This window comes from Paenibacillus sanfengchensis, assembly GCF_036864765.1.
GTDB lineage: Bacteria > Bacillota > Bacilli > Paenibacillales > Paenibacillaceae > Fontibacillus > Fontibacillus sanfengchensis.
Genome location: NZ_JBAGJC010000014.1, coordinates 79,034 through 104,993 on the forward strand (window position 1 = coordinate 79,034; position 25,960 = coordinate 104,993).

Annotated in this window: 21 protein-coding genes; 13 read left to right on the plus strand and 8 right to left on the minus strand. The window is 53.3% G+C overall.

Annotated elements, in window-relative coordinates:
• Positions 1-302 precede the first annotated feature (302 nt).
• Positions 303-1,583: a GTPase HflX gene (hflX, locus tag V4U84_RS22230; RefSeq protein WP_334075481.1), complete on the plus strand. Its 1,281-nt coding sequence runs from the start codon at positions 303-305 to the stop codon at positions 1,581-1,583.
• Between the two features lie 976 nt (positions 1,584-2,559).
• On the opposite strand, the gene V4U84_RS22235 is transcribed toward hflX, so the two are convergent.
• Together V4U84_RS22235 and V4U84_RS22240 are read right to left on the minus strand one after the other, a co-directional pair.
• Entirely contained in the window at positions 2,560-4,068 is a 1,509-nt protein-coding gene (locus V4U84_RS22235; RefSeq protein WP_334075484.1) for a sensor histidine kinase, read from the minus strand.
• Positions 4,065-4,751 (minus strand): response regulator transcription factor, encoded by a 687-nt coding sequence (locus tag V4U84_RS22240; RefSeq protein WP_334075485.1) that lies wholly within the window; start codon positions 4,749-4,751, stop codon positions 4,065-4,067. Before V4U84_RS22240 ends, V4U84_RS22235 begins: the two co-directional genes overlap by 4 nt.
• 187 nt (positions 4,752-4,938) lie before the next feature.
• On the opposite strand from V4U84_RS22240, the gene V4U84_RS22245 reads away from it, so the two are divergent.
• On the plus strand, positions 4,939-5,871 hold the full coding sequence (locus V4U84_RS22245) for a manganese-dependent inorganic pyrophosphatase (protein ID WP_334075486.1): 933 nt from the start codon (positions 4,939-4,941) through the stop codon (positions 5,869-5,871).
• A gap of 105 nt (positions 5,872-5,976) precedes the next feature.
• Here the strand turns inward: V4U84_RS22245 and V4U84_RS22250 are convergent, their stop codons facing one another.
• Entirely contained in the window at positions 5,977-7,251 is a 1,275-nt protein-coding gene (locus V4U84_RS22250; protein ID WP_416367288.1) for an MFS transporter, read from the minus strand.
• Between the two features lie 266 nt (positions 7,252-7,517).
• On the opposite strand from V4U84_RS22250, the gene V4U84_RS22255 reads away from it, so the two are divergent.
• Both V4U84_RS22255 and V4U84_RS22260 read left to right on the plus strand, forming a co-directional pair.
• Positions 7,518-9,815 carry a PAS domain S-box protein gene (locus tag V4U84_RS22255; protein WP_334075488.1) on the plus strand — a complete coding sequence of 766 codons (2,298 nt, stop codon included), beginning with the start codon at positions 7,518-7,520 and terminating at the stop codon, positions 9,813-9,815.
• A gap of 179 nt (positions 9,816-9,994) precedes the next feature.
• On the plus strand, positions 9,995-11,419 hold the full coding sequence (locus V4U84_RS22260; protein WP_334075510.1) for a SulP family inorganic anion transporter: 1,425 nt from the start codon (positions 9,995-9,997) through the stop codon (positions 11,417-11,419).
• Between the two features lie 80 nt (positions 11,420-11,499).
• On the opposite strand, the gene V4U84_RS22265 is transcribed toward V4U84_RS22260, so the two are convergent.
• The 3 genes from V4U84_RS22265 to V4U84_RS22270 form a co-directional block, all read right to left on the minus strand.
• Positions 11,500-11,802 carry a hypothetical protein gene (locus V4U84_RS22265; RefSeq protein ID WP_334075489.1) on the minus strand — a complete coding sequence of 101 codons (303 nt, stop codon included), beginning with the start codon at positions 11,800-11,802 and terminating at the stop codon, positions 11,500-11,502.
• A 627-nt stretch (positions 11,803-12,429) separates the two neighbouring features.
• Positions 12,430-12,576: a GGDEF domain-containing protein gene (locus V4U84_RS27010; protein WP_334075490.1), complete on the minus strand. Its 147-nt coding sequence runs from the start codon at positions 12,574-12,576 to the stop codon at positions 12,430-12,432.
• A gap of 26 nt (positions 12,577-12,602) precedes the next feature.
• Complete coding sequence (locus V4U84_RS22270) at positions 12,603-12,842, minus strand: diguanylate cyclase domain-containing protein (RefSeq protein ID WP_334075511.1); 240 nt, start codon at positions 12,840-12,842, stop codon at positions 12,603-12,605.
• Between the two features lie 221 nt (positions 12,843-13,063).
• On the opposite strand from V4U84_RS22270, the gene V4U84_RS22275 reads away from it, so the two are divergent.
• On the plus strand, positions 13,064-14,449 hold the full coding sequence (locus V4U84_RS22275) for an amino acid permease (RefSeq protein ID WP_334077998.1): 1,386 nt from the start codon (positions 13,064-13,066) through the stop codon (positions 14,447-14,449).
• A 20-nt stretch (positions 14,450-14,469) separates the two neighbouring features.
• On the opposite strand, the gene V4U84_RS22280 is transcribed toward V4U84_RS22275, so the two are convergent.
• On the minus strand, positions 14,470-15,102 hold the full coding sequence (locus V4U84_RS22280; RefSeq protein ID WP_334075492.1) for a LysE family transporter: 633 nt from the start codon (positions 15,100-15,102) through the stop codon (positions 14,470-14,472).
• A 162-nt stretch (positions 15,103-15,264) separates the two neighbouring features.
• Between V4U84_RS22280 and V4U84_RS22285 the strand changes: the two genes are divergently transcribed.
• Together V4U84_RS22285 and V4U84_RS22290 are read left to right on the plus strand one after the other, a co-directional pair.
• Entirely contained in the window at positions 15,265-16,020 is a 756-nt protein-coding gene (locus tag V4U84_RS22285; protein ID WP_334075493.1) for an MBL fold metallo-hydrolase, read from the plus strand.
• Positions 15,998-16,567 (plus strand): TetR/AcrR family transcriptional regulator, encoded by a 570-nt coding sequence (locus V4U84_RS22290; protein ID WP_334075494.1) that lies wholly within the window; start codon positions 15,998-16,000, stop codon positions 16,565-16,567. The genes V4U84_RS22285 and V4U84_RS22290 overlap by 23 nt, the downstream gene beginning before the upstream one ends.
• Positions 16,568-16,998: 431 nt before the next feature.
• Here V4U84_RS22290 and V4U84_RS22295 read toward each other — a convergent pair whose 3' ends face one another.
• Positions 16,999-17,568 (minus strand): type II toxin-antitoxin system PemK/MazF family toxin, encoded by a 570-nt coding sequence (locus V4U84_RS22295; protein WP_334075495.1) that lies wholly within the window; start codon positions 17,566-17,568, stop codon positions 16,999-17,001.
• A 134-nt stretch (positions 17,569-17,702) separates the two neighbouring features.
• Between V4U84_RS22295 and V4U84_RS22300 the strand changes: the two genes are divergently transcribed.
• The 6 genes from V4U84_RS22300 to V4U84_RS22325 all read left to right on the plus strand — a co-directional run bounded on the left by V4U84_RS22300 (position 17,703) and on the right by V4U84_RS22325 (position 25,479).
• Positions 17,703-17,960 (plus strand): YqkE family protein, encoded by a 258-nt coding sequence (locus tag V4U84_RS22300; RefSeq protein WP_334075496.1) that lies wholly within the window; start codon positions 17,703-17,705, stop codon positions 17,958-17,960.
• A 460-nt stretch (positions 17,961-18,420) separates the two neighbouring features.
• Positions 18,421-20,142, plus strand: a complete 1,722-nt coding sequence (locus tag V4U84_RS22305) for a sensor histidine kinase (RefSeq protein ID WP_334075497.1) — start codon at positions 18,421-18,423, stop codon at positions 20,140-20,142.
• A gap of 99 nt (positions 20,143-20,241) precedes the next feature.
• Positions 20,242-21,828, plus strand: coding sequence for a response regulator (locus tag V4U84_RS22310; RefSeq protein WP_334075498.1), 1,587 nt, complete (start codon positions 20,242-20,244; stop codon positions 21,826-21,828).
• A gap of 132 nt (positions 21,829-21,960) precedes the next feature.
• Positions 21,961-22,881, plus strand: a complete 921-nt coding sequence (locus V4U84_RS22315) for an ABC transporter permease (RefSeq protein WP_334075499.1) — start codon at positions 21,961-21,963, stop codon at positions 22,879-22,881.
• Between the two features lie 101 nt (positions 22,882-22,982).
• Positions 22,983-23,843 carry a carbohydrate ABC transporter permease gene (locus tag V4U84_RS22320; RefSeq protein ID WP_334075512.1) on the plus strand — a complete coding sequence of 287 codons (861 nt, stop codon included), beginning with the start codon at positions 22,983-22,985 and terminating at the stop codon, positions 23,841-23,843.
• A 67-nt stretch (positions 23,844-23,910) separates the two neighbouring features.
• Entirely contained in the window at positions 23,911-25,479 is a 1,569-nt protein-coding gene (locus V4U84_RS22325; protein ID WP_334075500.1) for an ABC transporter substrate-binding protein, read from the plus strand.
• The last annotated feature ends 481 nt before the right edge of the window (positions 25,480-25,960 follow it).

A 25,960-nucleotide genomic window follows, 5' to 3' on the forward strand; every position in this document is an offset into this window, starting at 1 on the left:
AATAGTGCTCAAAGGCTCTGCACCTGTGCAGGGCAAACGGGATAGGTATGCTATGACGAAGGGACTCATCTTTTGAAATAGAATATGCCGACTTTGCGGGCGCCGTTTTACGGGAGACGTTTGTTTTCCGTTGTCAAAAGGCGGGCTGCGATGTTTTTCGTTTGAACCGACACAGGGAATCCGCCTGTGTTTTTTTGTTTCTTCCGGTGTCCCCGCCTTGGTTTACGGAGAAGCTAGGTACAGTGAGCACTGAGGTCTCTTTGCGGGGACGATCTTATTTTCCCTAAGGGAGGAATTAATATATGGAACAACTAGAGCAAAAGGCTATACTAGTCGGAGTCAATTTGAATCATCAAGACGATTTCGAATATTCGATGGAGGAATTGGCCAATCTGGCGGAGGCATGCGACATTGAAGTCGTGGCCGTGGTGACGCAAAATTTGCCGAAAATCAACACCTCGCACTATATCGGCACCGGTAAACTGAGTGAAGTAACGGCCTTAATGGAGGCGAACGACGGCAACCTCGTCATCTTTAACGACGAGTTGTCGCCTTCTCAGATCCGCAACCTGGAGGCCGACCTAGAGTGCAAGGTCATCGACCGGACGGTGTTGATTCTGGATATTTTTGACCAGCGGGCCAAGACGAGAGAGGCGCAGCTTCAGGTTGAAGTGGCCCAGCTCAAGTACATGCTGCCTCGGCTCGTGGGGCTGCGCGAATCGCTCGGTCGTCAGAGCGGCGGCGTAGGCACCAAAAACCGCGGCGTGGGGGAAACGAAGCTGGAGCTCGACCGCCGGCGGATTGAAGAGAAGATTACGGCGCTGAGCAGAGAGCTGGATACGCTCGTGGCGCACCGGCAAACCCAGCGCAAACAGCGCAAGAAGAACGATGTGCCCGTCGTCTCGCTCGTCGGCTATACCAATGCCGGGAAATCGACGATCATGAATGCGATGATGGAGATGTTTAATCCCGAGCAGGAGAAGCAAGTTTTTGAAAAGAATATGCTGTTCGCCACGCTGGAAACCTCGGTCCGCAGCATTCCGCTCGAGGATAACAAGACGTTCCTGCTGACGGATACGGTCGGTTTCGTCAGCAAGCTGCCGCATCATTTGATCAAGGCGTTCCGCTCCACGTTGGAAGAAGTGGCGGAAGCGGATTTGCTGATCCATGTGGTCGATTACTCGAACCCGGAATTCGAGCGTTTGATCGAGATTACGAATCGGACGCTGAAGGAGATCGGCATCACCGATATTCCGGTTATTTATGCTTACAATAAATCCGATTTGGCGGAGCGTCCGATTCCCGAGATTCAGGGCGACAAAGTGTTTATGGCCGCCAAACCGCGCATCGGCCTCCAGGAACTGGTGCAGATGATCCGGGAGCGGGTATTCAAAGACTACATCCGCTGCGAAATGCTGATCCCTTATGATCAAGGGGCGGTCGTGTCTTACTTTAATGAGCGCGCCAAAATCTTCGAAACCGGCTATGAAGAGGAAGGCACCCGGCTTTCGATGGAATGCAAGCTTAGCGACTACGGCAAATATAAGCAATACGCTATTGAAAGTGCCGGGGACCAGGAATAGGCGGAAAAGTTGAAAAAACCTGCGATATGCAGGTTTTTTCGTTTGTGTTTAGCCGTGGGCTGCCAATAAGGCCTTTTGCGCCTTATGCGGCGCTATTTTGGCGAATTCGGCTGGTCGGGGGGGATAGCCGACTTTTAGGCAATGACGTTGCATCAAACCTTCCTTGATGCCGCCCATTTGGGGCCAATCCACCGCTTCGGCAAGCAACATGTCGAACTTAGATCGTCGTCTCCCCCTCTAAACCATGCTAACGGTCGCCACAGCCGTTATTTGCCCTGTTTGCGCTGACTCCAAATTCTAACGGCCGCCACGGCCCCTATTCCATATAAGTATGGCTGTTTTGGTCGAAATGATGGTAAATAACGGTCCACACGACCGTTAGAATCCCAATACGTGATTCAATCGCAACATAACGGCTCTCACGGCCGTTAGACTTCCTAACTGCAGAACCTTGTTTAGAGGCAGGTACTTTTTTGCGAAGTTCTTTAAAAGCGATGAAGGCATCAAGCTCCGTTGTAATCATGTGTCAGGGTTAATGCAACGCTAGTGCCTTTTGCGCCGCTATTTTGTCGAATTCGACTCATCGGTAAGGAATAGCGGCCTTTTAAGGCACTATTGTTGGGAAAAAGCGGGCCAAGCCCTGATTTCGGAGGCCGCACCGCCCAATAAGGTCCTTTTTGACCGCTATGATTCCCGCGGAAATGAATCGGGCCGAAATAACGCCCCAAAAGACCGCTAATGCGAGCGGCCAAGGGACATGAGAGGGCACAGCTCCCGTCCGGGGCAGAAGGATTCAGCTCGCTGCCACACTGTACTTAAGGCGGCGCATGCACCATGTCAGGGTTAATGCAACGCTAGTGGTCAGTCCCCCTGATTTCGGGCCCATGAGCAGGGAATAACGCCTTTTGGACCGGGCCGGAATAGCGCCCCAAAAGACCGCTAATCCGAGCGGCTAGGGACATTACGGGGCGCTCGTCTACCGCGCGGCTATGGCCGGCAGCCGCACCTCAAAGGCGGCACCGCCCCCCGGCGCGCTGTGCGCGGAGATGCGGCCGCCGTGGGCCGCGACGATCGCCTGCGAGATCGCCAGGCCCAGGCCGGCGCCGCCCTGTTTGCGCGTGCGCGCGGCGTCGCTGCGGTAGAAGCGCTCGAACACGTGCGGCAGATGCTCGGCCGGGATCCCCGGCCCGTTGTCCTGCACGCGCAGCAGCGCTTCTTGCTCCGTCACCCTGGACAAGGTGACGGTGATGCGGCCCTTGGCCGGATCGGTATGCTGGACGGCGTTATGGAACAAATTCAGCACGACCTGCTTGAGTTTGTCGCTGTCCGCCATCGCCGCCAGATCCGGTGCCAAGCGGAATTCCACGGAGCGGCCGTCCGCCAGCATGCGCAGATGGGGCTCCATCTCCGCGACCAGCGCATCCAGCCTGAACTCGCTGCGGCTGGCCACCGGGGTGCGGTCCAGCTTGGCGAGCATGAGCAGGTCCTCGACCAGCTTTTTCATCCGCCGGGCTTCCCCCAACATGCTGCTTAACGCTGTGCCCAGCTGCTCCGGCTTGTCGGCGCCGCCGCGCAGCAGCACTTCAAGGAAGCCGTGGATCGAGGTCAGCGGCGTCCGCAGCTCATGCGAAGCATCGGCGATGAAGCGGCGCATCTGCTCCTTCGCCTCCCGTTCCGTCGCGAAGGAGGTCTGCAGCCGCTCAAGCATCCCGTTGAAGGAAACGGCGAGACGGTCGATTTCGCTTTGGCCGAGCGAAGCCGGGAAGCGGCGGTCGAGGTTGCCGGCGTCGAGCTCCCTGACGGTGCCGATCATTTGGTCGAGCGGCCTCAGCGTTTTGCGCAGTACCGACAAATACAGCATCAATCCGCCCCCCAGGGCGATCAGAGACAAGACCATGAAGATAATTAACTGGCGCAGCGCGATCGCCTTCAAATGGGAGGTGGCGATCCCCATTTGGATCAAGCTGCCCCGTCCTTGAGGTCCTTCCGCGGGCCGAAACACAATTAGCTGCTCCGTCCCGTTGGGATCCCGCACCACTTTATAGGCGTCTTTTAATAACCTTCGGGGTTGGTCGCGAATGGAAGCATACTCCGCTTCCGAAAGGCGGGGAGCGGGCAGCCCGGCCTCGTCGGACCGGCTGATGACTTCGGAATCGCTGCTGACCAGCGCCAGGGAAGTATCCGGCAGAAACAGAACCGGCCTTCGTTCGCCTTCTTTCGGGGAGGCGGAGCCGTTGACGGGGCGCTCCAGCCAGGAAGGGGGTTCGCTGCCGAACAAAAAGAAGTCGGGAATCGCGCGGATTTGCGACATCAAGGATTCCGCCTGATTGCGATACAGAAAATTCTTCACGACCACGTATTGCACGCTGCCGATGAGCGCCAGCAGCAGCGCCAGAATGAGCAGGGACCTGGACAGGAGCTGGGAGCGGAGGGAGCGGGGGAATAACGCCCCGCGAAACGACGGCAAGAACCGGCCCGGCTTCATGGCAGATCCACCCGGTAGCCCGCGCCCCGCAGCGTCCGGATTAAACGATGCTCTTTATCGTTCAGTTTTTCGCGCAAAAACCGGATGTACACCTCGACGATATTTTCATCGCCGCCGAAGTCGTATCCCCAGACCTGATCAAGAATGGTGCTTTTGCTGAGAACGATCCCGTGATTGATCACCAGATATGTCAGCAGTTCATATTCGGTAGGCGACAGTTCCAGTACTTCGTCCCGATACCGGATCTCTTTCCTGCGGTCATCCAAGCGGAAAGGGCCGAAGGACACCTCGCCGTACAAAGCGGGGAACTGGTTCCGCAGGCGGGCGCCGATCCGGGCGAGCAGCTCCTCGAAGCTGAAGGGCTTGACCACATAATCGTCCGCTCCCGTCGTCAGGCCTTTCACCCGGTCTTCGACTTCATCTTTGGCGGTCAGCATAATAATCGCGACATTGCTCAGGTTCTTTTTCAGCAGCCGGCACACTTCCCAGCCGTCCATGCCGGGCATCATGACGTCCAGGATGACGACATGGGGCTGAAATTCAAGCGCCAAGTTAACCGCGGTCATGCCGTCCGCCGCCGTACGGGTTTCAAAGCCTTCATTAAGCAGGCCGAACTCCAAAAACTGGGTGATATGAGGCTCGTCGTCCACCAGCAACACTTTGACGCCTTTAACATTTTTCATGATGTGAAGCCCTCCACTTACGTCTTAATTGTTCTATTATCGGAAACTTACCTGAGAATTTGCTGAATATTTCCTGAGAAGGACCTTAATATGGCACCGCAAGCGGTCCGTTCCCGGCCTACCCTTGATTGTGAATCCGGTTCGGGATATACTTTTCTAAGCGAATAACGAAAAGGAGAGTAAACGAATGGACAAAGTATTGATTTTCGGACACAAAAATCCGGACACAGATACGATCTGCTCCGCGATCGCTTATGCCGATTTGAAAACCAAGCTGGGCTGGAACGTGGAACCCGTCGCCTTGGGCGAAGTTAACGGGGAAACGAAGTTTGCGCTCGACCGCTTCGGATTCCAGGCTCCACGCGTAATTGAAAGCGCTGCGGGCGAAGTGAAGGACGTTATTCTGGTCGACCATAACGAGCGTCAGCAAAGCGTCTCCGACATCGATCAGGTTCGTGTCGCTGAAGTTATCGATCATCACCGGATCGCGAATTTTGAAACGAGCGGCCCGCTTTATTATCGAGCCGAGCCTGTAGGTTGTACCGCCACGATCCTTAACAAGATGTACAAAGAAAACGGCATCGCGGTACCCGCCAACATCGCCGGGTTGATGCTGTCCGCAATCATTTCGGATTCCCTTCTGTTTAAATCTCCGACCTGCACGGAGCAGGATGTGGCCGCGGCCCGCGAGCTTGCGGACATCGCCGGCGTGAATTCGGAAGAATACGGGCTGGACATGCTTAAAGCGGGGGCCGACCTGAGCGACAAATCGATCGAGCAACTGATCTCCCTCGATGCCAAAGAGTTCTCCATGGGCAGCGCGAAGGTGGAGATTGCCCAGGTAAACGCGGTTGACGTCAATGATGTGCTCGGACGCCAAGCCGAACTGGAAGCCGCTCTGAACGGTATCGTGGACCGCAAAGGACTTGATTTGTTCCTGTTCGTGGTGACCGATATTCTGAACAACGACTCCATCGGGCTCGCTTTGGGCAAAGCCGCCGACGCGGTGGAAGCGGCCTACGGCGTGAAGCTGGAGAACAACAAGGCTCTGCTGAAGGGCGTAGTATCCCGCAAATCCCAGATCGTTCCGGTATTGACCGACATTTTTAACAGCCGGTAACCGTACTGTCGTTGAAACTTCGAAATTCTATTATCTTAACAAAAGGGTCCCAAAACCGCAATTTATCGCGGTCGGGACCCTTCGTTTATATAATTTAATGAACTGTTATGGTGTCCCGGTACCGGGTTCCTTCATTTTAACGTCAGGAACGGGAATCGGGGCCGGCTTGACCTTGAAGATCGGAACAAGGATCAGCGCGCCAATCAGCATGGCGATGCCGGAGAACGTATAGATGCCGACCAGCGGGAACACCTTCTTCAGCAATCCGGACACCGACATCATAATGACCATCATCCCCATGAACATCGGGCTCAGTACGCCGTTGACCCGGCCGACGTAAGATTGCTCGGTGGACTGAAGGATCATGGTGTTGATCCCGATCTGGATGCAAGGGAAGGTAAGCCCGTTAATAAATTGCAAGACCAGGGTCAGCGGAACGCTTGTCGAAAATCCCATGCCGGCGATACAAACGGCGCTGACGGCCATCCCGAAAGCGAGCAGCATTTGCGGCGGAATTTTTTTGGACAGCGTCATGATCACGCCGCCTCCGATCAGCATCGCCACCCCGTTAACCATCAGAAGGAATTGCAGAAATTCCTTGGACTGTCCCAGATTCTCCAAGACGACGTACAAGCCGAGCGTTTGGATGGTGCCGACGGCAAAACCTGCGATGGCAAAGGTGGCCCCAAGTACCTTAAGTATCGGACTCCGCCATACATAGCGGAAGCCGTCCGCCAGCTCGCGGGTCAGCTTCGTGGTTCGTTCCGCCTTTTCTTCATTAGTCTCATCGGCCGGAAGCCGGAACAGGACGAGAGCGGAAATCAAGAAGGCGACCCCCATCACCCCGATCGAAATATAAATGCCGAATTGATGGTACGAGAAAATCCCGAGCGTCGGCCCTAACACCATAAAGATCGCGACCAGGGATTGAAACAAAGCCATGCCTTGCTGCAGCTTATCCGGATGAACGTGCTGCTTGAACAGCTTCATGACGGACGGCTGTGAAAATTGGGAGAGGATCGCCGAAATAAACGTGGCGAAATAGACGGCTTCCCAGGAGCCGTACATCAACGTGAGCAGCACCGCGAACACGGAAGCGGCGGACAAAAAGTCGCACCAGATCATCGTTCGCTTGGGCTTCCAACGGTCGGCGAAGGCTCCGCCGATGAAGGAAAACACGAAGATCGGGGCAAATTCGACCACGGAGATGAGCGAAACCGCCACCGGGTCATTGTTCGTCATATCGGTAACGAACATAAGGATTGCGAAGTTGCGAACCCAAATCCCGATTTGCAAAAAGATGTTGGAGATCAAAATCGTCTGGTAAAACCGGTTGCGAAACAAGCTTGTGTTCGGGGGTAAAGCGGATTGCATTGTCATAGTACCACCTCAATATAATTTCTCTCCACAGCGGGTCTTTTCCATCCTATAGGATAAGGGGTTGGCTTGGCAATGAAAAGGGAAAACTTAAATTAAGTTATTTCTTCTTTTCGCACCGGGAATTAGCCGTTCGGTTGCATTATAAATTGACATTTAAATTAATGTTTGATATTTAAAAGGAAAACAAGTCATAGCCAAACAAAAGATCAGAAGGATCCTTCCGGTTTGCCTGCGAATATGAACGATCTTGGAACGGAGGCTTGGTAATGAGCAACGGACACGAGGAACAGCGGTCTCTTGAGTTAGACAAAACAAAAGCGCTCTTGAGTCGCCAAGAGACAGAGACGGAGGAATGGGACCGTTATATTGTTACCAATATGGATGATCTTGTGTATTGCTGTGATTTGAATGGGATCGGATTGTTTTGCTCCCCCTCCGTCACCGGATGGCTCGGTTATAGTCCCGAGGAGGTTATTGGGGTGAAGTACACGGCCTGGTGTCACCCGAATCCCGGGGAACTCGGAAAGTTGAGCCGGGAATTGCTTAGACATCAACGGGCTGCTGTTACATTGAAGCTTAAAAGCAAAGAAGGCAAGGAGGTATGGTTTGAATTTGCCGTTCGTTTGAATAGGGAAGGGCCGAGAGCGTCAACGCTCTTGGCGGTCGGCAGAGAGATCACCAAACGAAAACAGGAGGAATTCATTCTGGCCGAGACGATGCGGATGGCCCGGATCGGAAGCTGGGAGTGGGATGTACAAGAGGGGGATGTCGAGCTCTTTGATCAGCTTTATACGATTTTTGGACTTGAGAAACAGGCGGACCCTCCTTCCGGTGCCGAAATTCTGACGAAGGTGCACCCGTGCGACCGAAAACGCATGGTTGACGCCGTTAATGCCGCTTTGCGATTGGGGCAGTTTGATTTTGAATGTCGATTTGAAATCAGGAAGGAAGAGTATCTGTACCTTCATTTGCGGGGAATCGTTACCTATGACGAAAAAATGAAGCCGGTCAAAATGAGCGGCACGGTGCAGGACATCACGGACCGAAAACGGGTGGAGCGCGAGCTGCAGGAGACGGTCGAACGCTATAACTCCCTCAAAAAATACAATCACGATGCCGTCTTTTCGTTGGATTTGAACGGGCGAATCATTAACGCCAACTCCATGGCGGAAAAACTGACCGGATATAAAATTTCAGACATGGTGGGAAAGCCTTTTTCCGAGTTTATCGGGGAACAGCCTTTATCCCATATCTTATCCGAATCGATGGAGGATGCTTCCGTCGCTAAAGGGATCGACAAGATCCATACCAAGTATGGCCATACTTCCGAGGTGCTGACAACAGTTGCGCCGATCATTATAAACAAAAAGAATGTGGGTTTCTATATCATTGCCAAAGACATCACCGAACAAAAACGGCTGCTGATTGCCAAGGAAGCGGCGGAGAGCACCAACCGGGCCAAGAGCGAATTTTTGGCGATGATGAGCCATGAGATTCGTACACCGATGAATGGGGTCATCGGGATGACGGATTTGATGCTGGAGACGGCCGGATTGACCGAAACCCAAAGGGGGTACCTGGAAATTATCCGCAAGAGCGGAGATACATTGCTGACGATCATTAACGACATTCTGGATTTCGCGAAAATCGAAGCGGGCAAGTCTGAGCTGCATGAGGAAATGTTCGACCTGCGGAAACTGATTGCCGAAACGCTGGAAATCATTATGGTTCGCGCCAAGGAAAAAGGGCTCTCCATGAACTTTAACGTTTCCCCGGAGGTTCCCGACCGGCTGTACGGCGATGCGGACCGCCTCAAGCAGGTTTTGCTCAATTTGATCGGAAATGCCGTAAAGTTCACCTATACCGGTGGCGTTACGGTAACCGCCCGGCGTATGGAGCAAGGGCCGGACGCGAAGCTTTGTTTTACCGTTCGGGATACGGGGATCGGGATTCCCAAAGAAAAAATCCCGCTGTTGTTCCAGCCTTTTTCCCAGTTGGATCATTTCATGACCCGGCGGTTTGAAGGAACGGGGCTAGGCCTAGCGATTACCAAGAAACTGGTGAACCTGATGGGCGGAGATATTTGGGTGGAGCCGCAGGATGGACCCGGAGCCACCTTTGTCTTTTGCATAGACCTAAAGGAACGCCGGGATGAAGCCGGCGGAGCCACGGGAGGCTTGGAGGAAGAGGATAGCCGCAAAAGTTTGAATATTCTCATTGCCGAGGATCATGAAATCAACCGGATTGTCTTGAAGAAAATGCTGGAGCGGCTGGGGCATGTTACCCGCGAGGTCGCAAACGGTCTGGAGGTTCTTCAGGCGGTAGCTTATGAATCATTCGACATGATCTTTATGGACGTACATATGCCGGAGATGGACGGACTCGAAGCGACACGGGTGATTAAAAATAAGCTCCCTCCGGAGAAATGCCCCGTCATAGTGGCCGTGACGGCGAACGCGCTCGCCGGGGACCGGGAAAACTGCTTGAATGCCGGAATGGACGATTATATCAGCAAGCCGATTAAACCTGCCACAGTGGCTGAAATGATTCGCAAATATTTTTAATTTTAAAGGATAGGAGAGCATCCCGCCGCCAGCGGGTGAATTCTTTGAATAATAGCGCTTTATCGGGCCGATGACCTTTTTGAGGGGGAGCGGCCTTTTTTCATATAATCGAAAGCGTTGGCGTTGCACCGGACCTACTTTTTGAACATAAGGGGGATTTATTCGAATTGGAAAAAACAATGAAATATGGCGGTTGGTTCTCGAACGCGAAAAATGATGTCCTTTCGGGATTGACGGTGGCCTTTGCGCTCATCCCGGAAGCGATCGCGTTTTCCATTCTGGCGGGCGTCAGTCCGATGGTCGGGCTGTACGCCTCATTTTGCATCGCGGTGGTCATTTCCTTTGCCGGCGGCCGTCCGGGGATGATTTCCGCCGCCACAGGGGCGATGGCGCTGCTGATGGGAGGTCTGGTGCGGGATCACGGGATACAATATTTGTTCGCCGCTACCATTCTGGCCGGGGTGTTGCAAATCATCATGGGCCAATTGAAGCTGGGGAAATGGATAAGCTTCCTGCCGCATTCCGTCATGACCGGCTTTGTCAATGCGCTCGCCATTCTGATTTTTATGGCGCAGCTCACTCATTTTTCCGGTCAGGGATGGCTGATGTATGCACTCGTGGCTTTGACGCTGGCGATCATCTATCTGTTCCCGCGGATCACCAAAGCGGTTCCGTCCGCCCTGGTAGCGATTATCGTCGTTTCCGTGCTCAGCATCTCGCTGAAATTGGACGTTAAAACGGTCGGCGATATGGGGGAGATCACGAGCGCCCTGCCGGTTTTCCACTTGCCTGATGTCGTCATCTCCTGGGAGATGATCAAGACGATATTCCCTGTTTCCTTATCTCTTGCCGTAGTGGGTTTGCTTGAGTCGTTAATGACGGCGACGTTGATCGATGACATCACCGATACGGCCAGCGATAAGAATCGGGAGATGAAAGGCCAGGGGCTGGCCAATATCGTTACCGGATTTTTCGGCGGGATGGCCGGCTGTGCCATGATCGGGCAGTCGATGGTCAACATGAAATCGGGAGGGCGGACCCGGCTGTCCACACTGGTTTCGGGTGTGGGGCTGTTGTTTCTGATCCTCGTCCTGGGCGGGGTGGTCAAACAAATCCCGATGGCCGCGCTGGTCGGCGTTATGTTCATGGTGTCGATCGGGACGTTTGAATGGGCTTCCTTGCGGTCGCTTCATAAAATCCCCAAATCCGACGCCATCGTCATGATCGTCACGGTGGTAACCGTGGTGGCTACGGATAACTTGTCCATCGGGGTAGGCATCGGGGTTCTGATCAGCGCGCTGGTGTTTGCCCGGAAAATCGCCCGAATCCGCACGGTCACGGAAATGCAGAATGGCGTAAAGACCTACAGGGTCGCCGGGCAGATGTTCTTCGGCACCGTCACGCATTTTCTTCAAGAGTTTGACCCGGCGGGCGATCCGGACCGGATTGTCATCGACTTTTCAAAATCCCATGTTTGGGATCAATCGGCGGCGAACGCCATCTCCAAAGTGATGTTTAAATACCGGCAATTGAACAAAGAGGTATCCATAACCGGAATGAATGAGGAAAGTATACGGCTTGTGGACCGCATCGGTCTGTCATAACGGGAAATATATAGGGGCTGACCCAAAAGATCTGTTGGATCTTCGGGCAGCCCTTTTTTTACACGTAAGCTGTTCAAGCTCTATAACATATGAAATCGCTCCAGTTGACCCCATTGCTCTTCCTCAATCAAAATTTCACGTTGTTTCGGACCGAGCAGGTCGAAATGGGGGAAGGGGGACCGATGATGGATATATTCAGGGTTCAAGTCATGTTTCAGGCACCAGGCGCGCAATCGTGCGGGATCACTGCAGCCGACTTTGGTCACGGTTTTGGAGCCGGGAAAGCGGGGATCGAGCCAATAATGCGTCAAATAGGCGATTTCCCCCCGGGAAACGGCCTTCTTCCAAGCATTCAGTTCATCTCTGGTCACTCCGAAAGCCATTAGCTTGTCTCCTTCCAGTCTAAATTGGTGGTGTAGGCCTCCCCGGCTTCTATATCTATATAGGTTGAACTATTGATTTGCATATTAGACAGCAGTGTAGAGGGTTCTTTTCGCTCTCTTGACCTGCAACCCTTGGTTTGGTCTAAATTAAAGGGAATTCATCCTGTTAATTTGGTACGTATACGGCTGCAGAGGCGAATTAGCTGGAAAACCTCCCGGTAATTCACCTGAAATTGTGTCTGTCGGAATTTAGGCTGCGAAATAGATGGAGAATTTCCGGCTAAATCCGATCCAAGAGCCAAGAGCGGTAAATTAACGGGAGGTTTTCCCGTTAGTGTGTAGACTCCGACGATGCGAGGGCTCTTTATATCTACAATTGTGGATGTTGGCGACGCAACGTATCTCCGAAAAACCATGTCACATCCTTGCCCAACGCCTATTATTTAGTTCAACCTAAATAGATGCGGATATCAGGATCACCAAAACTTGCTCTGACGAATTATTATACCACAATGACTTTTTTCGGGAGACCGTTTCCGAGCAGGCCGGATTGTAAAATAGAAAGAGGAGCAAAATAAAAAAAGCTGACCGCGCCGTGTCCGCGTGGTCAGCTTTTCTGGCGTTTATTTAATTTGGATCCGCGATGGTAACGCGGTTTTTCCCTTCCGATTTGGACCGATACAGACATCGGTCCGCAGCCTGGATCACCTCGGCGGGTTGGATTCCGTGCTCGGGATAAAAAGCGGCGCCGATGCTGCAGCCGATCGAGACCATTTGCTAGTCGATGATAAACGGCTGGTTCATAAGATCAATGAGCCCCGGGCCAAACTCTCGACCTCCTTGCGAGCCGCTTTATCGTCTGCGGAGGTTGGCATGAGCAGCAAAAATTCATTGCCTCCCAGACGCGCCGCCAGTCCGCCGGGTACAGTGACGGATTCCAGCCGCTGGGCGACCTTCTGGAGCAGGAGGTCGCCAACCTGGTGGCCCAGGGAGTCATTCACCGCCTTGAAACCGTCCAGATCAATGTACATAACGGCCAGTTTTGCGGTGGCCGGATCAAGACCGGGTAAGACCGTATATCGGCTGCGCCGAACATTCTATGTAGGTTGAACTATTGATTCGCATATGGTTGCAGCCGTGGAGAAAAAGCCCTTTTTTTCCTCGCATAATAATCCGTTGGAGATAGAACCTAAGGAATGATTTAAAAGGCCGGGTTGTTTGTTTTTCCGCAGATCAGACTAACGAACAGGAGGCGTTTACATTGGCCGAGAGCCGGAAAGAGAAGCATAAAGGTGGAAATTTGAAGTGGTGGCAGCTATCCCTGTTGGGCGTTGCTTCGACCATCGGAACGGGGTATTTTCTGGGGTCGGGGCTGGGGATCAGCATGGCGGGCCCCTCGATATTGATCGCCTTCGTGCTGGCCGCCCTGGGTACATACACCGTGTTTGAGTCATTGGCAAAGATGACGGCCAAGCATCCGGAAAAAGGATCATTCCGCTCCTATGCGAAAAAAGCGTTCGGACGCTGGGCCGGGTTTAGCAGCGGCTGGGTCTATTGGTCATCCGAACTGCTGATCATGGGCAGCCAGTTGACCGCGTTATCACTTTTCTCCCGATTCTGGTTTCCGGGGGTGCCGATGTGGCTGTTTGCAACGGGATACGCGCTGCTCGGGCTGCTGGTTATTTTTTTGGGGACTAAAGGATTCGATTCGATCGAAAACGTGCTTTCCGTCATTAAAATAGCCGCGATACTCTTGTTTCTGGGCATTGCCGGAGCAGCCCTGTTCGGCTGGATTCCAGGGGGCGGAAACCCGGCTTTTCCGCGGACGATGGGTGAATTTTTTCCCACCGGGGCGATCGGGCTCTGGTCCGGGTTTATTTTTGCCTTTTATGCCTTCGGCGGAATCGAGGTTATGGGGATGATGGCGTTCCGGTTGAAAGATCCGGCGGATGCGCCCAAGGCGGGAAAAATCATGCTGCTCTTGCTCATGACGGTCTATATCCTGTCTTTGTCCCTGGTGGTCACGCTGGTCTCCTGGAAAAGCATCGTGCCTAAGAAAAGCCCGTTCATCACGGCGCTCGGCGGGGTAGAGATGCCGTTCATCCCCCATTTGTTCAACGGCGTGCTGATCGTGGCCGGCTTCTCCACGATGGTAGCCTCGCTCTACGCGGTAACGACGATGCTGGTCACGCTGGCCGAGGACCGGGATGCTCCGCCGCTTTTCGCCAGAAGGGCCTTGAAAAAACGGCCGATGTACGCGATTGGCTTGACGGCGGTAGGACTCGCCGCATCCATTGCCTTGTCGCTGGCCATGCCGGGGCGAATCTACGAATATATCACAACCGCAGCAGGCCTGCTGCTGTTATATAACTGGATGTTTATCCTGATCAGCTCGGGCAAGCTGCTGAAGTTGACGGCCTTTGGCCAAGTCAAACGCTTCGGAGGGTTGGCGCTGATTCTGCTCGCGGTTTCCGGAACGCTGGCCCACGGAACGAGCCGTCCGGGATTTTGGGGGAGCCTTGGGTTTATTTTCGTGATCGGGATGGTGACGCTATTGATGCAGTTCAAGGTCTGGAAGCATAAAAAGTCTCCGGTCCGCCGCCATCGGCGCAAGGCGATTTTGATCAGGCACCCCAGGCTCGAATAGATCCCGTCCCTATCGAAAGCCTAAAGCCGCTCCAGCAGCAGAAGCAGGGCTTCATAGCCGAAATAAAGCCCGAATCCGATCAAGGACAGCCCGGAAAGTATGGAAATCGCCCGGAGCATGCGGTCGGTCAATATTTTCCGGAAGACGCTCGCGAACCCGGCCATCGTCACATCCCAGAGCAGTACCCCGGAGATAATGGCGCAGCTGTTGATGATCAGATCGCGCGTTTCGGAGGTTGCAGCCGTCTGTGCCAGTACGGATCCGTAAATGCCGAGCCAAAACAGGATGGACAACGGGTTGGAAATCGACATCATAAACCCGGAAGCGAACGACTTCATCAGCGGTTCACGCCCCCGCGTTTCATTTACGCTAAGGGTTGAGGCCTGCTTAATGCTGTCGATTCCCGTATACATGAGGATGAAGAAGCCGAATAACCAGAGGAACGACTGCATAAAGGGCGTGTTCAAAAAGTGAATCACTCCGAAATAGACAAGCAGCATGTAGATTATATCCGCGGCGATGGCCCCGAGCCCAACCAGCCAGGCGGGCAAAAAGCCGCCGCGGATACCTTTGTCCAGTTGGGCCGCGTTTACCGGACCGATCGGAGCGGACAGGGATAAGCCGAGAAAGATAAATCCTAGAATACTGTTCAAGCTTCCATACCTCCTTATCTGGATCTGGGGAAATCGTAACTTGTACATCTTATTCCCGACCGCCCGCTTGTACGACTAAAAAAAGCGGGCTTGATAAACTAATGGGTTTAGTTTAATATAAAGCTAAAGGTATTAGTTTTCGTGAAAGGATGTTGATTTATTATGAAAGTAACGCGCTATGGCCCTCTGATTCAAGTGTCGTTTATGCCCCGGTTGTTTCCGGTGAACTGTTATCTGATCGAAGAAGAAGAAGGATGCACGCTGATTGACGCGGCGCTCCCTTACAGCGCCGAAGGAATCCTCCGCGCCGCCGCGGAGACTGCGGGGAAGCCCTTGACGCGGATCGTCCTGACCCATGCTCATGACGATCATATCGGAGCGCTGGATGCCCTGAAAGCGAAACATCCCGAAATTCCGGTGTATATTTCGGCCAGGGATGCCCGGCTGCTGGAAGGCGATACTACGCTTGACCCGGGAGAAGCGCAAACCCCGATCCGGGGCGGCGTTCCGAAGAAGGTCAAGACCCGCGCGGACGTGCTGTTGGCGGATGGGGACCGGGTCGGATCCTTGCAGGTCGTTTCATCGCCGGGGCACACGCCCGGCTCGATTTCCCTGCTGGATACCCGCAGCGGCGCCTTGATCGCGGGGGATGCCTTTCAAACGCGCGGCGGTATCGCGGTCAGCGGCATGCTGCGGCCCCTGTTTCCGTTTCCGGCGCTGGCCACGTGGAGCGCCGAAATGGCGCTGGCGAGCGCGCGGAAGCTGGCGGCCTTGGACCCGGCGCTGCTTGCGGTCGGGCATGGACGCGTGATCGCCCGTCCGGCCGAAGCGATGCGGCGCGCGATAGAGCAAGCGGAGCGCAAGCTGGGGACGGCCGGAAAGGAGGGATCGCGCTATGTCGCCAAGAGCGGGGATTGATCCGGGCGCCGTTCTCCAGGCTGCCGTTGGGATCGCGGACAGCGAGGGGGCGGAGGCGGTGACCATCTCTTCCGTCGCCCAGCGGCTGGGAATCCGTCCGCCATCGCTTTACAACCATGTCAGCGGGCTGGAAGAGCTGCGGGGGAGGGTTGCCGTTTATGCGCTCGGCAAGCTGTACGATACGATTGCCCGGTCTGCCGAGGGCTTGACGGGCGAAGGGGCGATCCGTTCTTTTGCCGATGCCTACATCCGTTTTGTCCGGGAACATCCGGGTTTGTACGAGGTGACCCAATGGGCGAAGGATCCGTCCAATCCGGAAATCGCTGAAGCCAGCGGAAGGATCGTCGATTTTATCGTCGCTCTCCTGGAGGGTTACTCCTTGAGTCAAGAGGAGGCGCTGCATACAGTGCGCGGGCTCCGGAGCCTGATCCACGGCTTCGCGAGCCTCGAGCGCCAGCAGGGCTTCGGATTGCCTTTGGATGTCCGGGAAAGTCTGCAATTCAGTTTGGCGCTTTTTTTGCAGGGCCTTTCGCAAAGAACTGGTTAAGATTTTGTACAGCGGGTAATTGGTAACCAAGAGGGAATACAAGGCGACACAAATAAACCCCGCCGGGAGCCTCCCAGCGGGGTGAAGTTGCCCACGACCGGGTGGGCGGCATAAACTTGCTGCTGTTCACTTTGCTATACAGAATTTCTGCAATTCTGCATGTATTTTGGCGCCGCACAAGACGTTCGAGCAAAAAGATGCAAAAATACAGGGATTTTTAGTTGTTTTCTAGACGCAGCATTAGCAATGGATACCAATTGAAAGAAAATAAAAAAGGAGCACTAGGCTCCTTCAGACTCAATAACACGCGGGCACGTGTGAATTTATCCACGACAGGGTGGATGACGTAATATTTAACGGTTCAAATCATTTGATACTATAGTAACCTGCCGTTAAAGTAATGTCAACCCCCTATAGTAAAATCAACGACCTTAAATTCCAAAGGACCATTTGAGCCGATTTTCCAAACGGTTGATATCTTCTTCATCCAAGTTCCCCAGATGTTCTTTCAGCCTCACCTTGCTGACGGAGGTCGTTTCCTCCGTTTTGGCCGCGGAATCGAATGCGAGGAAATCATATTTGCTTTTAAACAGAAAATAATGGCTCTGGAAGCGGGGAATCGGCTTTCCGTCCTTCGTCAGCACGGCTTCTCCCGTTTTGGGGACCGTGCGAACCTTCAGGTTTTTGGTTAGCGGCACGACCAGGACATTTCCCGACGTGGAATTGACCGTATTGTTGGATACGATGACCACCGGCCGTTCCTCGTTTTGTTCACATCCGATATTTTCCCCGAAATGGCAAAAATGGACCGCTCCCCGAGTCATGTTCCGTTTCATCTGCGTCTTCTCGTGCTCGATCCAGTAGTGGGCCATTTCGATTTTTACGGGGAACCAATCGGAGAGCTGCTTCGTTTTTAGCCTCTTAGCCTGCTCAATCCGCGGATGGCGCACTTTGGGTTGTGGGGTGTGTTCTCTGAATTCCTGTTCCCGTTCTCTGTTCATGGTTTTTCCTCCAAGCTGGCGGTAGTAAACATATATACCTTAGAATTACACGTTTTTACATAGGGATTAAACAGTGAGTTGACAATTTTTTTCACTCTGTGATACTTTAGGCTTGAAATCGAGGTGAAGCACATATGGCCAAAAAGAAGAACAACACCAGTATGCCTTCGTCCGCGGCGGATAAACCGGCCACGCTGAAGGATTTGCTCGGGGCGGAGACGATTGCCAAGCTCAAGGAGCAGGCGGCGGAATTGAAACAGGATGAGGATCGCCGCAAAGAAGAATCCCGTGCGCAGGCCGAAGCGGCGCGCAAGGCGGAGCAGAAACGTTTGGAGAACGATTTCGAGCATTTGCTGAACACGAGCAAGATGGATTGGCAAAAGTTTAAATAAAGCTTGAGTACCGGGAGAAGCCGTGGTTGAAGCCCAGGCTCCTCCCGGTTTTTTTGTAATGCCCCAACACAAGGAAATGTAAGCGTTATATAAGTTGAACTATTGATTGCATATAGACAGCGGTGTAAAGGCTTCTTTTCACACTCTTGACCTGCAACTAAATGTTTGGTTCGAATTAAAGGGAATTCTTCCCGTTAATTCGGTACGTATATCGGCCCTTGGGCCGCGAAATAGATGGCACTTTTCCGGCTAAATCTGATCGAAAAGCCAAGAGCGGTACATTAACGGGAGATTTTCCCGGTAATGTTGTAGACTCGGACGGTGGTACTTTATATCTACAATTGTGAATGTTGGCAGCGTATATCCGAAATCCTATCACATCCTTGCCCAACGCCAATTCTTTAGTTCAACCAATATAACTTTAAGTTCGGACTTACAGAGTATAGCGAGGTCGCAATTAATGAAGAAATTCATCCCTTTTACTTATAAAATGCTCGTGCCGTATTTACTGCTTGTGTTAATCACGGACGTGATTATCGGTTATATCGCCTTTACCATGCTGGTCCAGTCCCGGACCGAGATGGCGGAAACGAATATCCGGACGGGCATGGAGCAGGCCAGGGACAACATCCGGTATCAGATGGACGAAATCCAGCGGATGTCTGACACGCTGTTCGGCAGCCTCTCTTTTCAGCGGGCCCTTCAAGCCAAAGGGGAACCCTACGAGATTTACCTGGTCATGCTCGACGAAATCGTTCCGCAAATCACGGCTCCGCTGCAATTATTCGGCAACGACATCCGGCTGATGCTGTACACGATGAACCCGGATCTCAACCTGGTGCCGGGGGACGATTTGGAAAAACCGATCAAGGGCAGCGACTATTACATTTTGCCTCTCGAAGAGGTGGAGAAGAGCCTGTGGTATTTGGCTTACCGGGATTCCGAACAGGATAATATCTGGCTGCAGATCGATACGGATCAACGCCTCGGGAATATTTCCCACATCCGCCGGCTGGTGTCTTTCAGCGATTATAAGACCGTGATCGGTTATATCCGCATTACGGCCTCCTTGGACGATCTGTTCGGCAATTTCGCCACGTTCCCGGTGGAAGAAGGGATCACGCTGCGGCTCGTGGATACCGCCCAGGGAGGCGGAATTTTGTATCAACGCGGAGAAGCCGGGCCCGAAGCCGGGAGCGAATCTTACTTGAGCCTGCACGAGCCGATCCCGGGGACCTCTTTTAAAATCGAAACCCTTGTGCCCAGAGCCTATTTGACCAAAGACACCAGCAAGCTGCAAAAATCGATTATCGCGGTGTGTGTGTTAAGTTTTGCGGGGATGTCCGTGATCGGGGCGGTTGTGGCGAGAATTTCGGGAAGACGGATGGCGCGGATCGTCCGTCAGGTCCGTTCGTTTCAGGAGGGGAATTTCCGGAAAAGGATCGCGTTCTCGGGAAATGACGAATTTGTCCATATTGCCGACGCGTTTAACGCGATGGCCGGAAATATCGAGGAGTTGATCGATCGCGTTTATGTCCAGGGCTTGCAGCGGAAGCAGGCGGAGCTGGAGGCGCTCCAGGCCCAGATCAACCCGCATTTTTTATACAATACACTGTCGACGATCAGCAGTCTGGCCAATCTGGGCGAGACCCGGAAAGTGACGGATATGGTGCAGGGCTTGTCCCGGTTTTACAGGCTGACGTTGAATCAGGGCAAGGTGCTGACGCCGCTGAAAAACGAAGTGAGCCAAGTCGAGACCTATCTCGATATTCAACGGGTAAAATATGCGGACCGATTTGAGGTTTACGTGGACATGGAGGAAGATATCCTGCTTGTGCCGGTCATCAAGCTCATTCTTCAGCCGTTTGTGGAAAATGTGTTTAAGCATGCCTGGTTCGGGGACCATCTCGCGATCAGAATTACCGGCCGCCGAATGGCCGAGGGCATTGAACTCAAAGTCATTGACAACGGAATCGGGATGAGGCCGGGGACGGTTAAGCAACTGCTGGCGGCCCCCTCCCAGACCGAGGGATACGGCATCAAAAACGTGGATGAGCGGATCAAGCTCAGATACGGCGAGGACTACGGCATTACGATCGCAAGTATATTCGGGGCCGGAACGACAGTGAGAATTCTTCTCCCGGACGTGAAAGGCGGGGAGCGCTGTGAAGACGATCGGTGAAAAAGTATGGGTTTTCATTGAAAAAGTTTATGTTCAGTTTGTCAGCCGTAGGCTATGCTCAAGAGCAATAGGCTATTTCAACCGGAGGGACGACGATTTATGGATATCAATGTGTTGCTGGTGGATGACGAAGCGGTGGATTTGGAATGGCTGTGCCGGCGGATCGCGGGCAGCGGGCTGCCGTTTTCCCTGCGTGTGATCGGTACGGCAAACAGCGGGTTCAACGCGTTGAAATTCCTCGAACAGGAGCGGGTGGACATCATCCTGTCCGATATTCGCATGCCGATCATGTCGGGCGTGGAGTTCGCCCGTCGTGCCAAGGAAATGAACGAGTTGGCCAAAATCGTATTTATCAGCGGCCATGAGGATTTCGACTACGCTCGGAAGGCGATCCAATTGGGGGCTTCCGGTTATTTGCTGAAGCCTGTGGAAGACCGCGAGCTGTACGATATGCTGCATACGCTATGCAAGGCGGTGGAGCGGGAGAGAGAGGAGAACCGCTCCGCTTCGGCCGTTTGGTCTGCCGTCGGGGAGGAGCTGCTGCTGCGCTGGCTCAATGACTTGGCCTCCGGCTCGGTGGAGGCTCACATTCTGGACAATCTCCGTCCCCTGCTGCGGTTTGGAACGGCGGTCGCCTTGGCGGAGATTGACGATGTGGAATGGAAGATCAGCCGGTTGGACGACAAGGAGAGGCATGACCGGATTTACGGGTTAACCTCTTTCATTCGCGGTTATGTGGAGGAGAACATGCTGGGGACATTTTTCCGCAGCGAGCAGACGAGGTGCCTGATTTTGTCCTCCATCCCCGAAGGAGATTTCATCGAACAGTTGACCGGTTTGCTCGCCGCGGTCAATGCCAACTTCCCTTTAACCGTAACGGTCGGAGTCGGCAAGTCCGCGAAGGATGAAGTGCGGCTGCGGGAATCCTACCGCCAGGCCGAGGCCGCGCTCAGCATCAAATGGCTGCTGGGCAAAAACCGCGTGATCGCCTGGGATGTCGTGGAATGGGTTCCGGACGGGGAGCAGCCTCTGCCCAATGTGGAAGGAATTTTGGACAATATGCTGCGCGCCATTCTGGAATACGACCTGGTGGCCGTGGATGATTGTCTGGAGGAGATTTTCCACCAACGCCACGCCTCGTTTGCGCGCAAAAACGAAGTTTACGACTTGATTCTGCGCATTACGACGAAGCTGCATTCGGATTTGAGGCAGCTGGGGGAGAACCTGTATGAGCTTTTGAAATGGGATGCCCATCAACCGGTTATTTTGTTTCAGTTCGAAACCGTTCAGGATATCAAATCCTGGCTGCGGCGAAGATTTTACGAGCTGTCCGAGCTGCTCTACGTTAAGAAGCAACGGCAAAAGCGCAAGCTGATCGAGGAGATCATGCAGTATGTCGAGGGGAACATTGAGCAGAAAATCACTTTAAAAGGGGTAGCGGTTCATTTTGATTTTACGCCGAATTACCTTGGCTTCCTGTTCAAGGAGGAGACGGGAACCCATTTTAGCGATTTTTTGAACGAGCGGAAAATGAGACGGATCTGTGAGCTCCTTAACGACCCTACCCTGCGGATTTACGAGATCGCCGAGCGCATGGGATACAAGAACATTATTTATTTCAACCGGCAGTTCAAGCAGTTGATGAACATGACGCCCGGCGAATACCGGAAGAGGAACAACATATAACGCAGGGTCCATCAGCCCGATTTTGCGATCGTGGAAAAAGTATTAGTTTTAGTTGAGCCGCTGAATTATCGGCCCTGAACTCTCCGCCCTATAATTTAGGCAGACACAACAAGAGGGGAGTCGAAAAGCCTGATGAAAGGACACGGCTTTTGGGGAGATGTAAAAAAATATAGAGTCCTGCTTATCATGCTGGTTCCAGCCGTTCTGTTTTTCCTGCTGTTCGCCTATATTCCGATGGCGGGAATCGTGCTGGCCTTCAAGCAGTACAATTATGCCGGCGGAATTTTCGGAAGTCCTTGGAACGGACTGGACAATTTCCGCTTTTTCTTCGATTCGGGGGACGCCTGGCGGGTGACCCGGAATACGGCACTCTACAATATCGCATTTATCGTCGTCAACAATTTGCTGCAAATTTTTGCGGCGATCCTGCTGTTCGAAGTGGCGGGTAAATGGTTCCGGAAAATCACGCAAACGGTGATGTTTCTGCCTTACTTTATTTCCTGGGTCGTCGTGGGCGCTATCTCCTACAACTTGTTTAACTTTGATGTGGGCACGATCAATGTGCTGTTGAACAAACTGGGCATGGAGTCGGTAGATATTTACAACAACGCGGCTTATTGGCCGGTCATTCTGGTGCTGGTGTCGGCATGGAAGACGCTGGGCTATGGCACAATCATGTATTTGGCAGCGATTACAAGCATCGATACGGAAATGTACGAAGCCGCAGAGATCGACGGGGCCAACATTTTTCAGCGAATTAGGAAAATTACGATTCCGAACCTGATGCCAACGGTGATTATTCTCGTGCTGCTGGCGATCGGCAACATTTTCCGCGGCGATTTCGGGATGTTCTACAACATGGTCGGAAACAACGGTCTTCTGTTCTCCTCCACCGATGTCATCGATACCTTCGTGTTCCGGTCTTTGATTACATCGAATGAAATCGGCATGTCGGCTGCCGCGGGGTTCTACCAGTCCATTCTCGGTTTTGCGACCATTATGCTGGCCAATTACGCCGTGCGCAAATACGACAAAGATCACGCCCTATTTTGACCATGGAGGTAGAGGACATGAACGCAACCGCATCGACAGTAGGCGGCGTGGGGACGGAAATCACTCCGACCGCCCGCAAAAAGAAATCCAAAGACCGGCTGATGCTGGCCGTGATCGGCTACACCGCATTGACCATTCTGGCGTTGTTTTGCATATTTCCTTTTTTGCTCGTCATCTCGTCCTCGTTGACCGAGGAGAGCAGCATTATCGAGAACGGGTTTCAACTGATACCGACCTCGTTCTCGACGGAAGCTTACCGCATTCTGTTCGAGTTTCCGGCGGATATGCTGAAAGCGTATGCCGTGACCTTCTCGGTAACGGCGCTGGGCACGTTTTTCGGACTTTTTTTGACATCAATGACGGCGTATGTACTGTCCCGAAAAGATTTCAAATGGCGCAACTCGTTCTCGTTCTTCTTCTTCTTCACCACCTTGTTCAGCGGGGGGCTTGTCCCCTGGTATCTGCTGATCGTCAATTACCTGGAGCTGAAGGATACGCTGATCGTGCTGATCCTGCCGATGCTGATGAACGTGTTTTACATCATCGTGATGAAATCGTTCATGAGCAATATTCCCGAGGCGATTATCGAATCCGCCAAAATCGACGGGGCGGGAGATTTCCAGATTTACGTCCGGTTCATTCTCCCGCTGTCCAAGCCTGCACTGGCCACGATCGGCCTGTTTATCGCACTGGCTTACTGGAACGACTGGTATAATGCGCTTCTTTTCATCTCCAACGAGGATTTGATGCCGCTGCAGTACTACTTGTACCGCCTGCTCGGCAACATGGACGGGATGCGCAAGGCGATGATTGCGTCGGGCGCGGTGGTGACCACGAACCTGCCGACGGAAAGCTTGAAGATGGCGATGACCATCGTGGCGACGGGGCCGATTCTACTGGCGTATCCGTTCATCCAGCGCTATTTCGTCCAAGGCCTGACCATCGGTGCGGTTAAAGGATGAGGATGACCTCAGGGCAACCTGGTTGTCGATAGATTCCAACTTCATATCATTAGGGGGAACTTTAGTCATGAAACTAAAAAACAAGAGATTCCTGTTACTGCTGGCGATGGTTTTGGCGGTATCCACCTTCCTGAGCGCATGCGGGGGGAAGGGGGGAGATGCCGCTTCGGGCGGGAAGTCCGGTACGGCGGGCACGAACTCGGCGGCGGCCTCGGATGGAGCGGACTTGTCCAAGGAAGTGAAGCTGAAAATGCTTCTCGTCGGCGGCAAGCCGGCCGATTACGATGAAGTGTTCGGCGAGTTGAACAAGCTCCTGAAAGAGAAGATCAACGCCACCGTTGAAACCGAATTCCTGGACTGGGCGGACTGGACGCAGAAGTACCCGCTGAAGTTCGCCGCCAATGAAGATTTTGACCTTGTATATACGGCCAATTGGGCTTTTTACAATGATCAGGCGCGCAAAGGCGGATTCCTGGAATTGACGGAGGACATGCTCAAAACCTACATGCCGAAAACATGGGAAGCCATGCCGCAAGTGTCCTGGGATCAGGCCAAGGTGGACGGCAAACTGTACATGGTGCCCAACAACAACCGGGAAGTGACCGATAAGGTTGTATTTATCCGTGAAGACCTGCGCAAAAAATACAATCTGGAGCCGGTCGACAGCCCGGAAACTTATGCGGCTTACGTGAAAACGGTCGGGGCCAACGAGAAGGGATTCAACGCGTTCGGCGCGAAGCCGGCTGACGGCTGGAAATGGCATGAGCTTGATCAGATTTTGCTGGAGCAGAAAAATGAGTGGAATCTGGTGGATTACAGCATCCCGCTCGCCTATAAGCTTACGGATGAGAAGGGCCAGGTTTTCAATGTCTACGATACGCCGGAATTTAAACAGCTGGTCACTTACTATAAAGATCTCGCCGACAACAAAGCCTGGTCGAAAAATATCGTAAGCAACAAAAACGATGTATGGCAGGATATCAAAGCCGGCAAAACCGGATCTTACGCCCATACGCTGGGAACCTTGGGCGCCAATCTCGCCGAAATGCGCCGCGAGAAGCCGGAATTTGAGGGCGCTATTGTGGATTTGACACCGGACAAGAAAAAGATCGGGGCCATCTCAACGCAAAACGGGATGGCGATCCATGCCACATCCAAAAACGTGGAGCGTTCTTTGATGCTGCTGGATCTGCTGCAGAACGATAAGGAAATTCATGACCTTACCATGTACGGTATCGTCGGCAAGCATTACGAGCCGGTGGGCGACGACAAGTTCAAAGCGGGGCCGAGCGCGGCCAACTACACCGGATTCTCCAACTGGGGCTGGAACTCGCCGTTGAACCGGACGGATTCCTCATATCCGGTGGAAGCGGACGACTTGCTCAAGGCATGGCAGGAGAAAGTCTATCACTTCCCGCTCGAAACGTTCGTGTTCGACGATTCGAAGGTGAAGAATGAAGTGGCCAACGTGGGCAATGTTATGCTTCGCTATGCGATTCCGTTGGAATACGGGCTCATCAACGACCTGGATAAAGGCCATGCGGAACTGATCAAGCAGTTGAAATCCGCCGGCATCGACAAGATTCAGCAGGAGCTGCAAAGCCAGATCGACGCCTTCCTGGCGGCTCATAAGTAAGCGGCCGGGGCAGGGGCGGAGCACGGACGGCTGGAGCCTGCGGCTCCAGCGGTTTGTCGTCCCCGGTTAGGCCGGGGGATACAAGGGGGCCGACGCCGTCCTCGCAGGGCAGCGGGGGCGCTTCCGGCGACCCGCTTCCTTTGAAGCGGGCAGGTGAATAAGGGCCTGATGCGGCGTATTCGGCTGGGCGGTGTGAAATCGCGGTTTTTTTACTTCACTTACGGTACATAATAGACGCTATTTTGCGTAAATCCGAGGTATGAGTGTTCTAACGGAAGCGATAGCACCTATTGTGCTTACATGCCGCCCGAATGGCCCCGTTTTGCCAAAATAGCCACTAATACGTCCGTAAGATTTCCGATTCGCCTTAAAAATGCGAAATAGCAGCTATGGCTTCCGTTAGTGGACTTCGGCCCCGGACGGCCGTGGGAACTTCGGAGCGCCGGTGGCCTCCGGTTTCATGAATTCCTGCAAATCTGCA

Bases quoted from the DNA above. Each gene is read 5' to 3' on its own strand.
- hflX (WP_334075481.1), top strand. From the start codon at position 303: ATGGAACAACTAGAGCAAAAGGCTATACTAGTCGGAGTCAATTTGAAT.
- V4U84_RS22235 (WP_334075484.1), bottom strand. From the start codon at position 4,068: ATGAAGCCGGGCCGGTTCTTGCCGTCGTTTCGCGGGGCGTTATTCCCC.
- V4U84_RS22240 (WP_334075485.1), bottom strand. From the start codon at position 4,751: ATGAAAAATGTTAAAGGCGTCAAAGTGTTGCTGGTGGACGACGAGCCT.
- V4U84_RS22245 (WP_334075486.1), top strand. From the start codon at position 4,939: ATGGACAAAGTATTGATTTTCGGACACAAAAATCCGGACACAGATACG.
- V4U84_RS22250 (WP_416367288.1), bottom strand. From the start codon at position 7,251: ATGACAATGCAATCCGCTTTACCCCCGAACACAAGCTTGTTTCGCAAC.
- V4U84_RS22255 (WP_334075488.1), top strand. From the start codon at position 7,518: ATGAGCAACGGACACGAGGAACAGCGGTCTCTTGAGTTAGACAAAACA.
- V4U84_RS22260 (WP_334075510.1), top strand. From the start codon at position 9,995: ATGAAATATGGCGGTTGGTTCTCGAACGCGAAAAATGATGTCCTTTCG.
- V4U84_RS22265 (WP_334075489.1), bottom strand. From the start codon at position 11,802: ATGGCTTTCGGAGTGACCAGAGATGAACTGAATGCTTGGAAGAAGGCC.
- V4U84_RS27010 (WP_334075490.1), bottom strand. From the start codon at position 12,576: ATGGTCTCGATCGGCTGCAGCATCGGCGCCGCTTTTTATCCCGAGCAC.
- V4U84_RS22285 (WP_334075493.1), top strand. From the start codon at position 15,265: ATGAAAGTAACGCGCTATGGCCCTCTGATTCAAGTGTCGTTTATGCCC.
- V4U84_RS22290 (WP_334075494.1), top strand. From the start codon at position 15,998: ATGTCGCCAAGAGCGGGGATTGATCCGGGCGCCGTTCTCCAGGCTGCC.
- V4U84_RS22295 (WP_334075495.1), bottom strand. From the start codon at position 17,568: ATGAACAGAGAACGGGAACAGGAATTCAGAGAACACACCCCACAACCC.
- V4U84_RS22300 (WP_334075496.1), top strand. From the start codon at position 17,703: ATGGCCAAAAAGAAGAACAACACCAGTATGCCTTCGTCCGCGGCGGAT.
- V4U84_RS22305 (WP_334075497.1), top strand. From the start codon at position 18,421: ATGAAGAAATTCATCCCTTTTACTTATAAAATGCTCGTGCCGTATTTA.
- V4U84_RS22310 (WP_334075498.1), top strand. From the start codon at position 20,242: ATGGATATCAATGTGTTGCTGGTGGATGACGAAGCGGTGGATTTGGAA.
- V4U84_RS22315 (WP_334075499.1), top strand. From the start codon at position 21,961: ATGAAAGGACACGGCTTTTGGGGAGATGTAAAAAAATATAGAGTCCTG.
- V4U84_RS22320 (WP_334075512.1), top strand. From the start codon at position 22,983: ATGCTGGCCGTGATCGGCTACACCGCATTGACCATTCTGGCGTTGTTT.
- V4U84_RS22325 (WP_334075500.1), top strand. From the start codon at position 23,911: ATGAAACTAAAAAACAAGAGATTCCTGTTACTGCTGGCGATGGTTTTG.